The sequence below is a fragment of the Granulicella aggregans genome (assembly GCF_025685565.1).
GTDB lineage: Bacteria > Acidobacteriota > Terriglobia > Terriglobales > Acidobacteriaceae > Edaphobacter > Edaphobacter aggregans_B.
This window is the reverse complement of the sequence record NZ_JAGSYE010000001.1, coordinates 828,300-842,273: the sequence shown is the minus strand read 5'-3', so window position 1 is coordinate 842,273 and position 13,974 is coordinate 828,300. Positions and strand designations below refer to the sequence as shown.

Below are 13,974 nucleotides of genomic sequence, written 5' to 3'. Positions count from 1 at the left end.
CAAAGTGCATTCTTGATCCGGCCACCGAAACAGGGGCCGGCCTTGAAGAAACGGGCTATTTCGTAACGTTACTTTCCAAAGGCGATTCTGTTGAGAGGGCCTATTTTCAAGTCCGCGGACGCAACTCGCCTACAGCGGCCTAGCCACTGCTGCTGGTTTCGCCCTATCGAGAGTTCTACTTTCTGCCCTGGATTGTTGGAGGGTTCCCAGCCTTGCGCCGCGCGCGCTTCGCCGCGATCTCGCGCATCTCGCGACCAAGGCTGGTGCGGTTCATGACGGCCTGCTGGGCGATGCCGATCAGGTTTCCAACCGACCAGTAGAGCGCCAGGCCTGATGCGTAGTTCCAGGTCATGTAGCCGGAGAACGCCGGCATCATGAACGCCATCATCTTCTGCTGCTGCGGGTCCACGCCCGGCGAAGGCGTGTAGAACTGGACCAGAAACTGGCTGACGATCATGATGATTGGAAGGATGTGGTACGGGTCGGCCGAGGTGAGGTCGGGTAGCCAGAACCAGCTCGCATGGCGGAGCTCGACGACCTTGGGCAGCATGCCGAAGAAGGCGAAGAGCAGCGGCATCTGGATCAGGGTCGGGATACAGCCGCCGAACATGTTGACGCCGTGGTCCTTCTGCAGCTGCATGATCTCGGCGTTCATCTCGTTCCGCTTGGGGTCGGTCACCTTGTACTTTGCGTACTTGGCCTTGATGGCGTCCATCTGCGGCTGGATGCGCTGCATCTTCAGGCCGCTCTGCATGGTCTTCACGCGCAGGGGAAGAATGAGCAGGTTGATCGCGATCGTCAGGATGACGATGGCCCATCCCCAGGATCCCGACCAGTTGAGCGTGATGAATGAGTGGATCGACTGGAGCGCCAGGAAGAGGTACTTGCCGATGGGGCCAAAGAAGCCGAAGTCCAGCAGCGGCTCCAGCGATGCCTTTGACCCTGTGGGGTGAATGCCGCGGAGGACATTCACCAGCTTGGGACCGGCGTAGATACGGGCTGTCGTATGACCGCTGGTATCGCCCAGCGCCGTGCCCACAATAGGTACCATCACCGGCTTGTCCGTGTTTGAACTAAAGCCGGTCTTCTTGATCGTCTTGGCTACGTCGATCTGGTTCGAGAGCGTAGCGACCGTCGCCGTCGCGGGCGAGTCCGGGAGGAAGACGGCGGCGAAGTACATATCGCTGACGCCGACCCACTCAAACGGGCCGTTCAGCGTGTCGCCGTTCGTGATCTTCTTCGGAGCGAGGTGGTCTTCCTTGGTGTCGCGCATGGTATCGAACTGCGCGCTGTTGTAGGCGATGGCGTTGTCCTGGTCGCCGAAACCTCCCGGCCAGGAGATCAGCGCGCGAACCGGAACGCCGTTGCGGGTGACGAGCACGTCCGCATGGATGATGTAGGTCTCGTCGAAGGAGAAGGTCTTGGTCACGTCGAGACCGTTGGCCGCGTAGTGGAACGAGACGCTGCCCGGGGTCGAGAGTGCGCCGGTCGCCGAGGCGACGTACATCGCGGAGTTTACCGTCCCCGTAGTGGCCGGATCGTAGGTGAACAGCGACAGCGGATAGCCGAAGGCCTTTGCCGCCTGCTGGTGCACCAGGTCGAGGGGCTTGCCGTCCGCATCTTTCTGCTTCTTGAGGGTCCAGCTTGTGACCTGGCCGCCGCGGTTCGAGAAGACGATCTTGTAGAGTTCGTTCTCGACTACGGTCGTAGTCTCTGCCGCCGCCTGGATCGCGGGAGTGGTCTGAGGCTGTGCGGCCGAAGCGACTGCGGCTGCGGACGGGGTCTCTACCGTGCGCTGCGCTGCGCTCTGGCCCACGTTCTGGGGCGCCGTCGTTGTTGCCGGGTTTGCCAGCGGAACGTTCGTCTTCTGCCGGTAGTACTGCAAGCCGAAGAAGACGCCCAGCATGACGATCATCATGAGGATGAGGGACTTGTTGTCCTGGGTACCGCCGCTGCCTGCGCCTGCCTGGTTCGGATTCCTGAACTCTGCCACGAAACTTCCTATCTAGTACATCGTTGTCCATCTTGACCATGAGGCCAGCGTCGCTCCAGCCACTTCAGATCTCTGAAGTCCGCGCAGGGGTGTAATTCCCGCAGCGATGGCTCTGCGACACTACCTTCCATGATAAATGGTCGGTGCGAATGCGCGTGTTTTGTCGCGCATGGGCTTTTTCGGCAGGGTTATGATGGCTGGCTAGAGGGCTTATGGTGTTTGTCAGCTTGACGCGGTTGCGGGTGCGGTCGGTGTGGTTTATGCCGGGGTTCTTTCTGTACGCGATTCGATCGGAGCGCCAAGTGCGGGGAGCGGCCGGATTTCTGACCGGAGCGCTGTTGCCGGACCGCGACAAGACGTTCTGGACGATGACCGCGTGGGACAGCGAAGCGAGTATGCGGGCTTACATGATCTCGGGGGCACATAAAGCTGCTATGCCAAAGCTTCTGCACTGGTGCGATGAGGCTTCGGTGGCGCATTGGATGCAGGAGGCGGATACGCTGCCTTCGTGGGAGCAGGCCGATGAGCGAATGCGGACGGAAGGGCGAGCGTCGAAGGTTTTGCATCCGAGTGCCGCGCACGCGGGGTTGCAGTACAACGCGCCTCGGACGGCGGGGAGTGCGTCGATACGGCCGGTTTGATGGGCGAGGGGGGACGATGATGGCGAAGGCTATAGCGGAGAGCGGGCACGCATCGGCGAAGATCTCGGAGCGAATTCATGGGTTGGGAGATTGGCGAGGGGAGACGCTGGCGCGGATGCGGGAGTTGATCCATGATGCCGAGCCGGAGATTGTGGAGGAGTGGAAGTGGCGGGGCGTGCCGGTGTGGTCGCGGGACGGGATTGTTTGTACGGGCGAGACGTACAAGCAGGTGGTGAAGCTGACGTTTGCGCGCGGGGCGGCGGTAAGCGATCCGAAGAAGCTGTTCAACTCGAGCCTGGAGGGGAATGTTCGGCGGGCGATCGATATCCGGGAGGGGGAGAAGATCGATGAGGCGGCGTTCAAGGAGCTGGTGCGGGCGGCGGTGGGGGTGAATGCTGCGGTGGTGGCTCAGCGGATGTCGAAGAAGAAGTAGGGACGGTCGTGGGTTCCCGTCCATCGCGATGAGACCGCGATGGACGGGGCACCCGGCGTCGGGGATGGACCCCACATCTGGCGATGAACTTGCCAGATATGGGGCACCCGGGGTATGGGCAGCGGATTTTTTTCATGGGACTGGGGTGCGATTCGGCAGAACGAAGTGCTCATGCCCATGCAACCTGCAGGGGATGCCCTCGCGAAGCTGGCGGGACTAGCGTGAGTTTCAGGAGATCTTCTGGACGCCGAAGATCCTGCTCGTCGCTGGTATGCCGAGGTGTAGCTATGCTTTATGTTCACGAGGTGGAATGTCCTAAGTGCGGTCTGTTGACCCACTTCTGGCGGAATGAGTGTCCGCAGTGTCTGGCGAGTTTGAGGGAGACGACGGATGCTTCCTGCACGGAGCAGCCTTCGAAGTTCCTGGGCTCGCTCTATGAACGGATGGCGGTGGAACGACCGGGGCACTATTCGCGGTAGGTTTTGTCGGTGGCCTGCCTGGAAGCGGCTGCTGCTCTCTTGAGCTCGTTGAAAGAGCCGGAGACGAAACTGTACCTCAGCGACTAAATCCGCGCTGCAAGTAGATCGGCTATGGCACGGCTGAAGCCGTGCCCTTAGGCAAGGCCAGGTATTTCAGCTAACTTCCACATTGGCGGACTCGGGTCAGGGGTTCGCTAAGAGATGTGGCGAAGGCCGTCCTGCCGGATGACGGCAGCGCGGTAGGCCTTTGCGGTTTCGATGTCTGCCTTTCCGAATCTGTCCTTCCACACCCATGAGCTCCTGAGCAAGGACCGCCGAGGTTGAGGGCAGCAGGAGAGAGGAGAACAGTAGTGCTCGGCAAAGGAAGGATGCTCGCATGGATGCCTTGGAGTTTTGTCGCGACGATATTTCTTGTTCCGCATGGAAGCTACCGCATTGAGTGAGTTAGTTCAATCACCTGAGAGCGGCAGGCATGTTTGTGGGCGCATCGCCCACATCTGTCGGTAAGGCTGCCAGATATGGGGCACCCAGTACCTGCGCGCCATGGATACCGGCGGCTCGTACACTTTAGGGATGGGTTTGCGGTTTGAGGTTTTGAAGACGAGTGATGCGGGTGGGCGGCGGGGGATGTTGTCGCTGCCGCATGGGGAGGTGCAGACGCCGGTGTTTATGCCGGTGGGGACGGCGGCCACGGTGAAGGCCGTACCGCAGGATGTGCTGGAGACGAACGGCGCGAGTGGGGTGGGGGCGCGGATCATTCTGGCGAATACGTATCACCTTTACCTCAGACCTGGACATGAGCTTGTCCGGCGGATGGGTGGAGTGCATAAGTTTATGGGCTGGGACCGGCCGATGCTGACGGACTCGGGTGGGTTTCAGGTCTTCAGTTTGAGCAAGCTGCGGAAGATTTCGCAGGAGGGTGTGGAGTTTCGGTCGCATCTCGATGGGAGCAAGCACTTCTTCTCGCCGGAGCACTCGATGGACGTGCAGATTGCGCTGGGGGCGGACATTGCGATGGCCTTCGATGAGTGCGTGGAGACGCCGGCGACGTGGGAGCGGACGAAGCAGTCGATGGGGCTGACGCATGCGTGGGCGGCGCGGTCGAAGGAGCGGTTCGAGGCGGAGAAAGAGCGGGTGCCGTGGTTTGAGGAGCGAGGGGGGCAGACGCAGAACTTGTTTGGGATTGTGCAGGGTGGGATGTATGCGGCCTTGCGGAAGGAGTCGGCCGAGCGGCTGGTGGAGATGGAGTTTCCGGGGTACGCGATTGGCGGGCTGGCGGTGGGCGAGCCGAGGGAGGTGACTCGGGAGATGATTGCGCGGACGCTTGAAGTCCTTCCCAAAGACAAGCCGGTTTATGTGATGGGCGTGGGGTATCCGGATGAGATTGAAGAGTACGCGAAGATGGGCGTGGACATGATGGACTGCGTGTTGCCGACGCGGGCGGCGAGGCATGGGTTGTTGTTTATGCGGGAGCCGGGGTCTTCATCGGTCGTCCGGATGAATATCAAGAAGAAGGAATATGCCGAGGACCAGCGGCCGATCGATGAGTCGTGTACGTGCAGAGTGTGTGCGCGGTATACGCGCGCTTATTTGCGGCACCTTTATTCGTCGGGGGAGGCGCTTAGTGCGGTGTTGAACTCGATCCATAATTTGGCGTTTTATCTGGACACGATGGAGAGGGTAAGGGGTGAGTTGGGTTAGGCGGAGATCCCACATCTGGCGATGAGGCTGCCAGATATGGGGCACCCGACGTGGGTGCTGGAGTGAAGCGGGTCTGTGGCGAACCCACTCATCGCGATAGGACTGCGATGAATGGGGCACAAAGTGGTGGCCCTGGGAAAAAAATGCGGGGGTCTCTCCACTGCGCTTCGCTCCGGTCGAGATGAAGTGTTCTCGGTAAAGGGGTCTGTTAGGGGAGTTTGTAGGTGGCGTGGTCGAGGTTGAGGTGGTTGCAGAGGGCTTCGATGACGAGCTCGTGGTCCTGGCGCTGAGGGAGGCCGGAGACGGTGACGGCGCCAACGACGCCGGTTTCGGCGACGGTGATGGGGAAGGCGCCGCCGTGGGTGGCGTAGTCCTCGTCGGGGAGGGAGTATTTGGCGGAGAAGGTGGTTCCCTGCTCCTCTAAATAGAGGCCGGCGGCGTAGGAGCTGCGGTGGAAGCGGGCGACGACGCGGGATTTGCGGAGGACCCAGCGGGCGTTGTCGGGCGTGGTGCCGGGCAGGGCGGTGAAGAAGAGCTGCTGGTCGGGGTCGCCGAATTTTCGGATGTCGATGACTACAGGGTGCTTACGGGTCTCGGCGAGGGTGCGGAGGGTGTTGCCCAGGAACCAGGCGATCTCGGAGTTGAAGCTGGGGAAGACGAGTTCTCTTTCCTGGAGGGCGATCTGGGCGCGGTCGGATGCTATGGACATGGTGTGGGAGAGTTTAGCGCATGGAGGTAAATGAGGTGCTGGCGGCACCGAGGTTTGTGGCCAACTCCCACATCTGGCGATGAAGCCGCCAGATATGGGGCACCCGGCTTCCGGAGTGGCCGATGTATGGGCGGCACAAATGCGGGGATTCTGCGCCTTCGGCTCAGAATGACGGGGTGTGGTGCCTCGTGCTCTATGGGCGCCTTGAGGCTGTCATGATCTGTGCTGCGGAGACTTCATGGGCGATCCAGCTTGGCACTGATGGCCTTCAGGTGCGATCATTATGTGTTCCGCTCTCCGCTGACTGTCTTTTCGAGCTTTCTTCGGGAAGCGTGTGCGGGGTGACGGCTTTCGGAGTTTCCCTGTTTTGAGCAGGACTGGAGTCTTCTTTGATGTTGGCGATGTGGCTTGAGGGCGGTTTCGGGTTGGGAAATCTGGGCGGGTTGGCTTTGCCGATCCTGTTCTTCGGTGTGATGTACTTTCTGATGATCGTGCCGAACCAGAAGAAGCAGAAGAAGTGGCAGGAGATGCTGGGCCAGTTGAAGAGCGGCGATACGGTGACCACCAACGGGGGGATCCGGGGCAAGGTGCTGACGGTCAAGGATGACGCCGTGATCGTTCGCGTGCAGCCGGATGGTGTGAAGCTCGAGTTTGTGAAGAGCGCGATTGCCGCGGTTACTACGGATGAGGCTGCTTAGGGGTTGTGGCCGACCCACTCATCGCGATGCGACTGCGATGAATGGGGCACAGAGTTTCGGCCTCCGACTCAGCGTTGTGGCGGCGAAGGATGACAAGTTTTAGAGGTTAGGTTTCAAAGGAATCGCAGGGTAGTACTTCTTTAGAGAGTGTGGCATTCGAGATCATGGGTAAGAGTCTTCGCAATCGGATTATCTTCATCGTTGCAGTGCTGCTGGTGTCGGTTTACGGGATCATCGGGATTCCCAAGGGCGGCTTGAAGGAGTCCCTGGCACGCAACATTCACCTTGGGCTGGACCTTAAGGGCGGAACGCACCTGGTGCTGCAGGTTCAGGTGGTCGAGGCGCTGTCGCATGCGACGGACACGGCTGTGGCGACGCTCGAGGACGAGCTGACCAAGGCGGGCGTGACGGGAACCGTGGTGACGAAGCCCAACCCGGACCATCCGGAGATCATCCAGGTCTCGGGGATTCCGGCGGCGAAGCTGGGCGATGCTCGCGGCGTGTTCAACAACGGGAACTATGCGACCTATGATCTTGGCAGCAACGCGGACGGATCGCAGACGCTGACGATGAAGGTGGGCGCGATTCGCGATCTTGAGACGCGGGCGCTGGACCAGTCGATTGAGACGATTCGCGACCGCATCGACAAGCTGGGCGTGAGCGAGCCGGTGATCGAAAAGTATGGTCTGGGCGATAACGAGATTCTGGTGGAGTTGCCGGGTATCGACGATCCAGGTCACGTGCAGGATGTGATCCAGTCGACGGCACGGCTTGAGATTCATGAAGTGACGGGCGGGCCGTATCCGACGGATGCGGATGCAATGTCGGCAAACCCGGCGGGCTTGCCGCCGGACTCGATGCTGGTGCATGGAAATGGCGCGCCGGGAACGGGCGACCAGGTTTGGATGGTGAAGCGGGTGAGCGTGGTGGCGGGTACGGACTTTCGCGATGCGCAGCCATCGCAGGACGAGAATGCGCGGCCAGACATTACCTTCAACCTGACGACGGCGGCGGGCGACCGGTTCTACAAGTTCACCGACGAGCACAAGGGCACCGGCCAGATGGCGATCATCCTGGACAACAAAGTGAAAGAGGTGGCTACGATCCAGTCGGCGATTCGCGATACCGGACGGATTACCGGTGGGTTTACATCCGACCAGGCGAAGGACTTGTCGATGCTGCTGCGGACGGGATCGCTGCCGGCTTCGATCAAGTATCTTGAGACGCGGACGGTTGGGCCGAGCCTGGGAGCTGCTTCGATTCGGCAGGGCGTGATCGCTGCGGTGATCGGGATGCTGGTCGTGATGGCGTTCATGCTGGTGTACTACCGGGGCGCGGGCATCAATGCGGACCTGGCGCTGGTGTTGAACCTCGTGATTCTGCTGGGCTTCCTGGGGTATAGCCATGCTTCGCTGACCCTGCCGGGAATCGCGGGTGTGATCCTGACGATCGGTATGGGCGTCGACTCGAACGTGCTGATCTTCGAGCGCATTCGCGAAGAGCTACGCAGCGGGAAGACGGCGGCGATGGCGGTGCAGGAAGGCTTCAAGCATGCGTGGGTGACGATTGTGGATACCCACGTGACGACGATCGTCTCGGCGGCGATTCTGTTCCTGTTCGGAACCGGGCCGGTGAAGGGGTTTGCCGTGACGCTGACCATTGGTTTGCTGGCGAATATTTTTACCGCGGTGCTGGTGTCGCGGGTGATCTTCGACGCTGAGTTGAGAAACAAAGATCGGAACGCGGCTTTGTCGATTTAGGGGTTTTGCGTCCCACCCATCGCGATACGACTGCGATGGATGGGGCACCCGGATGGTTGAGGCTGGGCGAAGGCAGATGCGGGGGTCTCTCCACTCCTCTACGCTCCGGTCGAGATGACGTATCAGAGTAGGTTTGAAGCTTGATGGAAAGTTTGCGGGGCTGAGGCTCCGACGAGGTTTAGGACTGTGGAACTGTTTCGCGACGCAAATATCGACTGGCTGGGCAAGAAGTGGTACTTCCTGGGATTCTCGCTGATCTTTTCCGTGGCGGGCGTGCTGAGCATGCTGTTCTGGCACGGGATCCCTACGGGCGTGGACTTCAAGGGCGGGACGCTGGTGTATGTGAAGTTCGACTCGACGCCGAATGAAGACCACATCCGGGCGGCGATGGACGCTGCTGGAATTCGCGGGACGAAGATCACGCGGATCAGCGACGTGCTGCAGAAGACGAGCAACGAAGAAGTGATCAGTCTGCCGGAGTCGGCGACATCAGATGCGAACCATGACGCTGGCCGGGCGCAGGTGCTGGCGGCGCTTGGAGCGAACTATCATGACTCCGGGTTCACGGTGCAGCAGGTGGAGATCGTCGGGCCTACGGCGGGCAAGCAGTTGCAGAGCCAGGCGTGGTTTGCGACGGGGTATTCCCTGCTGGGGATGCTGGTTTACCTGTGGTTCCGGTTTGAGTTGATCTATGGGCTCGCGGCGGTGGCGGCGGTTTTCCATGACACGCTGATCACGGTGGGCGCGTTCAGTTTGATCAACCAGGAGATTACGCTGACGGTGATTGCGGCGATCCTGACGTTGATCGGATATTCGATGAACGACACGATTGTCGTTTTTGATCGTATTCGCGAGAACCTGGCGACTACGCGGCGGGAGAATCTTGCCGACGTGGTGAACAAGAGCATCAACCAGACGCTTTCGCGAACCGTTATCGCATCAGGGCTGACATTTCTGACGGTGCTGTCGCTGTACCTGTTTGGCGGCGAGGTGCTGCATGGGTTCTCGTTCGCGCTGGTGGTCGGTATTTTGATCGGGACGTACTCGTCGATTGCAGTGGCTGCGCCGATGTTGGTGGCTTATCAGGACTGGCGGTTGAAGCAGGGTAAGCAGGCGGTTTTGCCGGCGAAGCGGGTGAAGGCTTAGAAGCAAGAAATAGGGTGTAGCGAATAGGGAGCCTTTTGGGCTCCCTTTTGCTTTGGGTGACGGTTGATCCCACACCTGGCGCTGAAGCTGCCAGATATGGGGACACCCGGCTTGGGTGCCAGGCTAGCCGCTCTCGCGGGGACTCCACGCGAATTATGGTCGTGACCCTTCGGTGGGATTGTAAAGATTTCCACAATTTCACCAAGTTTCCCACCGCGGGAACAAATCTTGCACCCTCGGTGTCCAAGTAAGAGATAGCTGAAAAAAGCTTTCATCACCGGAAGAGGTCGCCCATGTTTGAAGATTCGTTGATGGAGTCCGGCGGCAAGATCAAGTCAAAGTCCAAATACTGGATGATTGCCACGTTTGGATTCAATGCCGCTATTGTTGGCGTCATTATCCTGATCCCGCTGCTCTACCCTGAAGCCCTGCCGAAAGGGTCGATGACGGCGATGTTGACTGCGCCCCCACCGCCTCCTCCGCCTCCGCCTCCTCCGCCGCCGGCTGCTGTGATCAAGCCGATGACGGTCAAAGTGCAGGTGGACACCGGCTTCCACGCCCCCACCAAGATTCCGAAGGACATCAATAAGGTCGTTGAGGCAGCGCCTCCGCCGACCACCAGCGTTGCTGGCATGGGCGCAGGCATGGGATCGCCCGCTGGCGCATTTGGCGGCGTGATGGGCGGCATGGGAACAGCCCCTGCCCCCGTGGTGAAGGTCGCTCCTCCCAAGGGGCCGACCCGCGTATCCGGTGGTGTGATTCAGGGTAACAAGCTTTCCGGTCAGACTCCCCTGTATCCTCCGATCGCCAAGGCGGCACACGTCTCCGGCGCTGTCGTTCTTCACGCCGTGATCTCGAAAGGCGGCACGATCGACAACCTGCAGGTGATCAGCGGTCCAGAGATGCTGCGTGCCAGCGCTCTCGATGCAGTTCGCACTTGGCGGTACAAGCCGTATCTGTTGAACGGCGAGCCGACCGAGGTCGATACCACGATCACTGTGAACTTCAACTTTGGTGGCGGCTAGAACCTAACCGCCCTCGCAGGCGGAGCAGATTTGTTGGGCTTCCTGTCGCCTTTGAAGCGGGGAGTACGCATTGAACTTGATTTAGCAACACCCTGGCAGGTCAGGGTCAAAAAACCGGAGGAAAGATTCCAGTGATTCTCGCTCATCTCGCAAACTTCGCACACGCTCCCCACGTCCTCGCCGCCTTCTTCCAGGAAGCCGAAGCTCCGAGCTTCAGCCTTGTAGGCATGATCTCGCACATGAAGTGGGACGCTCTTTCGATCGTCGTCATCCTCTTCATCATGTCGATCTACTCGCTGGCTGTGATCATCGACCGTTACCTGTACTACTCGGCAGCACGTAAGCAGTCGCGTGAGTTTGCTCCGAAGGTTGCCGGCGCGCTGAAGGATGGCCGTCTGGATGAGGCGATCAAGGTTGCCGATCGTAGCAAGAAGTCGCACCTCGCAGAGGTTGTTACCGCTGGCCTGCAGGAGTTCCGCAGCTTCGGTTCGGGTGGAAGCATCACCGAAGCCCAGATCGAGAGCTCGAAGCGCGCCCTTGAGCGCTCGGAAGCGATCGTTCACGCGAAGCTGAAGCGCGGTCTTGGCGGTCTCGCGACCGTTGGATCGACGGCTCCGTTCGTCGGCCTGCTCGGCACGGTGCTTGGTATTCTCCAGGCGTTCCAGTCGATCGCCTCTTCGAAGACTTCGGGTATCGGCGCGGTTGCCGGCGGTATCTCGGAAGCTCTGGTCACGACCGCTTTCGGTCTGCTCGTCGCGATCCCGGCCGTTATGACGTTCAACTACTTCACCAACAAGGTAGAAGCGTTCGACGTCGAGATGGACAACAGCTCGTCTGAGCTGGTGGACTACTTCATCAAGCAGAGCGGCCACTAATCCTGAGGCATGTTGCAGGGGCGTCCCTCCGGGCCCGAGTTTTGGGCCCGGAGAGTAAGGTCGGCAGAAGACAGGATTGAAGTACAAGATCGCTTGATGGTACGGAGTACATAATGGGAATCTCGAAGCGCGATGAGGGCAAGAAGGTAAGTTCCGCCATCAACGTCACCCCGATGGTGGACGTGATGCTGGTGCTGCTGATCATCTTCATGGTGATCACGCCCATGTTGAATAACAAGGTTAACGTGGACCTTCCGATCGCCGTTGCGGCGGTGGTGATGGAAGACGCGAACAAGGAAGACTCGACCGTCGTTGCGGTGACCCGTGACGGCAAGACCTTCCTTGGCGGCGACCAGGTTCAGATCGACGACCTGGGAGCGAAGATCACGGCCCGGATGGAAGCGAACAAGCAGGGCAGCAAGTCGGTCTTCCTGCGCGCGGACTCGCGGTCGAACTACGGCAAGGTGATGGATACGGTGGATGCGATTCGTTCAGCGGGCGTGAGTTCGCTGGTGATGCTGACCGAGAAGAAGGACCAGTAAACTCGAGTCATCAGCCGTTCAGTATTCGTTTTTCGTTTCTGTAAGGCCGGGAGCCCGGTGGAATAAGGAGAAGTGCTATGGGTATGGGCGGTGGTGGTCAGGGTGGTTCAGTATCGGAGATCAACGTAACGCCGCTGATCGACGTTCTTCTGGTGCTGCTGATTATCTTCATGGTAATTGTGCCGGTGACGCCGAAGGGTCTCGATACGTTGATCCCTCAGCCACCGAAGACGAAGAGTGACGATGTTCCGGATCCAAACACGATCGTGGTGCAGATCCAGGCGAACGGCGCTCAGACCTCGTACAAGATCAACGAGACGGCGTTTGCCAAGGCTGACCTCGAGCCTCAACTGCTGTCGATCTTCTCGACGCGTCAGACGAAGACGATGTTCGTAAAGGGCGATCCGGCGCTGGACTTCAGCAAGATCGCGGAGGTCATCGACTTCGGACACCAGGCTGGGGTGGATAACATCGGCCTGATTACACCACGGGTCGAAGCAGGACAGTAAGAAAAAAGCCAATGAGCAGGGCGACAGACCGATGGTCTCGTCGCCCTGCTTGTTGGTGGCAACAGCGGAGTTTTACCTTTGGCTCCCTTCCGCATGCGGAGTTCTTCGCGTAGGGCGATTCGGATCTGAGAAACATGGCTCGGAGCTTCCTTGTTTGTGGCTTCAGGGGGCTGGTAAGAGCAAGAACAAAGACGGAGTGCGGGGATCTCTCCATTACGCATCGCAGGAAGCCGCGATGCTTCGGTCGAGATGACGAATTCCAGGTAGGTTCAATCCCGCGACGTTGAGTTTCGGGTGCGTTCGGTTCCGATACATCGAGTTTCAGGCAGTCCAGTTCCGATACGTTCAGTTGCAGGTCCGCCCCAAGAGAACCCGTTTGCTTGCGTCCTTTGTATTTCTGGATGTAATGTATGCGAGTCGCGATTGGCCTTTGTTATTCGACGTGTAATGAAGGCTGACGCAAGTGATGAAACGCGATGGTTTGTATGGCGGTTGCCATGCGGCTCTCGATGAAAGGTTATCTTCGCAGGCTGGTCATTTGATACTATGTGCCAGTACACTCAGTCCACGCAGCAAATCCTAAAACAATAGAAAAGCGTGCCATGCCTATGATTGCGCCCCCCAAGGAGAACACCCGCCCGATGAAATTGACTGCACGAGTTCCGGTCACGGCCGCCTTTGTGGCGATGATGCTATGTGGTGCTACCGGTTGCAAACAACTCCAGGCGCGCGACCAGTTGAACAAGGGTGTCCAGGCGTTCAAGAACCAGAAGTACGAAGAAGCGGTCAATCACTTTCAGAACGCGATCAATGATGACCCGAACTACTCGGACGCGAAGCTTTATCTCGCGACCGCGTATGCCAACCAGGTGGTCCCGAACCTGGATACTCCGGACAATCTGGAGATGGCGCACAAGGCGCTCGATGGGTTCCAGAATGTTCTCTCGACGAAGCCGAACGATCTGACCGCGTTGAAGCAGATCGCCTCGATCAGCCGCAACATCAAGAAGATGGACGACGCGAAGCTGTATGAGCGCAAGGTCATCGCGATCGACCCGAACGATGCGGAAGCGTATTACACGATCGGCGTTGTGGACTGGATGCAGGCGTACAAGAGCGCGGTTGCGATTCTTGCTGCCGATGGCCTGACGGACGACGGTAACGGCAACGTGAAGAAGAGCAAGGGCGCCTGCCAGAAGCTGGTGGATGCCAATACGGCCCCGGTGACGGAAGGTCTTGACGTGTTGACGAAGGCGGTCCAGATCAACCCGAACTACGAAGAGGCGATGACCTATCTGAACCTGATGAGCCGCCGCAAAGCGGACTTGGAGTGCGGCAACGACGCTGCGCGCAAGGCCGACCTGGCTGCTGCGGACGACTGGACGCAGAAGAGTATGGGCGCCCGCAAGGCGAACGAGCTGAAGAAGGAAAAGGCAGTGGGCGGCGGCGTCTCAATGCAGTAA

The 13,974-nt window shown here is 59.4% G+C and carries 13 protein-coding genes; 11 read left to right on the top strand and 2 right to left on the bottom strand.

The genetic code is table 11. The annotated features are described in order from the left end of the window. Positions 1-175: 175 nt before the first annotated feature. Complete coding sequence (yidC, locus tag OHL18_RS03525; RefSeq protein ID WP_263373444.1) at positions 176-1,993, bottom strand: membrane protein insertase YidC; 1,818 nt, start codon at positions 1,991-1,993, stop codon at positions 176-178. Positions 1,994-2,205: 212 nt separating this feature from the next. Between yidC and OHL18_RS03520 the strand changes: the two genes are divergently transcribed. From OHL18_RS03520 to tgt, 3 genes are all read left to right on the top strand, one after another. Further along, a complete protein-coding gene (locus OHL18_RS03520) occupies positions 2,206-2,634 on the top strand; it encodes a DUF3291 domain-containing protein (protein ID WP_263373443.1) in 429 nt (142 codons plus the stop codon). Positions 2,635-2,650: 16 nt separating this feature from the next. Then, positions 2,651-3,067: a DUF1801 domain-containing protein gene (locus OHL18_RS03515; protein ID WP_317890458.1), complete on the top strand. Its 417-nt coding sequence runs from the start codon at positions 2,651-2,653 to the stop codon at positions 3,065-3,067. 1,052 nt (positions 3,068-4,119) lie between these two features. Further along, a complete protein-coding gene (gene tgt, locus OHL18_RS03510) occupies positions 4,120-5,247 on the top strand; it encodes a tRNA guanosine(34) transglycosylase Tgt (protein WP_263373442.1) in 1,128 nt (375 codons plus the stop codon). A gap of 208 nt (positions 5,248-5,455) precedes the next feature. Here the strand turns inward: tgt and OHL18_RS03505 are convergent, their stop codons facing one another. After that, positions 5,456-5,956, bottom strand: a complete 501-nt coding sequence (locus OHL18_RS03505) for a heme-degrading domain-containing protein (RefSeq protein WP_263373441.1) — start codon at positions 5,954-5,956, stop codon at positions 5,456-5,458. A 392-nt stretch (positions 5,957-6,348) separates the two neighbouring features. Between OHL18_RS03505 and yajC the strand changes: the two genes are divergently transcribed. The 8 genes from yajC (at position 6,349) to OHL18_RS03465 (ending at position 13,974) form a co-directional block, all read left to right on the top strand. Further along, positions 6,349-6,654 (top strand): preprotein translocase subunit YajC, encoded by a 306-nt coding sequence (gene yajC / locus OHL18_RS03500; protein ID WP_263373440.1) that lies wholly within the window; start codon positions 6,349-6,351, stop codon positions 6,652-6,654. Between the two features lie 164 nt (positions 6,655-6,818). Then, positions 6,819-8,414, top strand: coding sequence for a protein translocase subunit SecD (gene secD, locus OHL18_RS03495; protein ID WP_263374583.1), 1,596 nt, complete (start codon positions 6,819-6,821; stop codon positions 8,412-8,414). Between the two features lie 186 nt (positions 8,415-8,600). Beyond that, positions 8,601-9,560, top strand: coding sequence for a protein translocase subunit SecF (secF, locus tag OHL18_RS03490; protein ID WP_263373439.1), 960 nt, complete (start codon positions 8,601-8,603; stop codon positions 9,558-9,560). A 293-nt stretch (positions 9,561-9,853) separates the two neighbouring features. Next, positions 9,854-10,585 (top strand): energy transducer TonB, encoded by a 732-nt coding sequence (locus OHL18_RS03485; protein WP_263373438.1) that lies wholly within the window; start codon positions 9,854-9,856, stop codon positions 10,583-10,585. Between the two features lie 131 nt (positions 10,586-10,716). Next, entirely contained in the window at positions 10,717-11,460 is a 744-nt protein-coding gene (locus OHL18_RS03480; RefSeq protein WP_184217739.1) for a MotA/TolQ/ExbB proton channel family protein, read from the top strand. A gap of 113 nt (positions 11,461-11,573) precedes the next feature. Further along, positions 11,574-12,002, top strand: a complete 429-nt coding sequence (locus OHL18_RS03475) for an ExbD/TolR family protein (protein WP_263373437.1) — start codon at positions 11,574-11,576, stop codon at positions 12,000-12,002. A gap of 77 nt (positions 12,003-12,079) precedes the next feature. Then, positions 12,080-12,511, top strand: a complete 432-nt coding sequence (locus tag OHL18_RS03470) for an ExbD/TolR family protein (RefSeq protein ID WP_263373436.1) — start codon at positions 12,080-12,082, stop codon at positions 12,509-12,511. A 641-nt stretch (positions 12,512-13,152) separates the two neighbouring features. After that, on the top strand, positions 13,153-13,974 hold the full coding sequence (locus OHL18_RS03465; protein WP_263373435.1) for a tetratricopeptide repeat protein: 822 nt from the start codon (positions 13,153-13,155) through the stop codon (positions 13,972-13,974).